Genomic DNA, 1,121 nt, shown 5'->3' with positions numbered 1-1,121 from the left:
TGTTGGTACTAATGCTTCTGAGGAGATCACGGGTACTGAGAAAAACGATGTAATCCTGGGACTTGGCGGACATGACACCATTTCGGGAGGCGATGGTCACGATTGTGTTCTTGGCGGGTTAGGTAACGACACTCTGGATGGTGGCTCAGGTCAAGACTCTCTGTTTGGCATGTCTGGTGACGACACTCTGGATGGTGGCTCAGGTAACGACACTCTGGATGGTGGCTCAGGTAACGACACTCTGGATGGTGGCTCAGGTAACGACACTCTGGATGGTGGCTTAGGTGACGACTCTCTATCTGGCGACTCAGGTGACGACTCTATATCTGGTCGTGAAGGTAACGACACTCTAGATGGTGGCTCAGGTAACGACACTATGTCTGGGGACTCAGGTAAGGACTCTCTGGATGGTGGCTCAGGTCATGACTTTCTGTCTGGCGGCTCAGGTAATGACTCTGTGATTGGCGGCTCAGGTAACGACAGGGTGCTTGAGGGCTCTGGTGATGACATTATCATAGGTGTAGATCCCAACAGTAATAATCCAGGTATGTATGACACTGATACCTTAAACGGAGGAGCTGGTTATGATACATTGGTGATTGGAGAGAATAACAAACCTTTCTATGTTGGCGATGGCTTGGCTGTAATTGAAGATTTAGAATCTGGTATAGATAAAATTCAACTCACGGGAGGCATCGACTATAAGTATGACTTTGATAACGGGATTATCGCTATCAATTCGGGTTCGGGGGAAGACATAATTGCTGTAGTTTCTGGTGGTTATGAGCTAGGGGATTTGATATTTGTATAACGACTAGTACATCGTCTCGGAAACAACTGACTAGTTAAAGTTTTCTTGATCTGGCTTGTCTTTCCCCTGTTTTTGCTCTCCGTTTAACTGAGATCTCGGAGCATTGTGATTAATCGTTTGGTGGGCAGTGCAAACTCAAGCCTATGGCTAGGTTGGTGAATCGGTCTACTGCACTGCCCACCAAACATCAACTACATCAACCTAAGTGGGACAGGGGATTTTGCGAATGCGATCGCGTAGCGTGACCGTAGGTCAATCGCGTTTTCCCCAATTGTCTGATTAACTCGATACCCCCAGTTATGACTTTTGA

General features: G+C 47.3%; 1 protein-coding gene. It reads left to right on the top strand.

Features of this window, described 5'->3' with window-relative positions:
• Positions 1 to 811 (top strand): calcium-binding protein (locus tag F6K53_RS44575; protein ID WP_293087415.1); only part of this gene is annotated, 811 nt, incomplete at its 5' end.
• Positions 812 to 1,121 lie beyond the last annotated feature (310 nt).

This window comes from Moorena sp. SIO4A1, assembly GCF_010672065.1.
Taxonomy (GTDB): Bacteria; Cyanobacteriota; Cyanobacteriia; order Cyanobacteriales; family Coleofasciculaceae; genus Moorena.
This window is presented reverse-complemented; position numbering and strand designations above follow the sequence as displayed.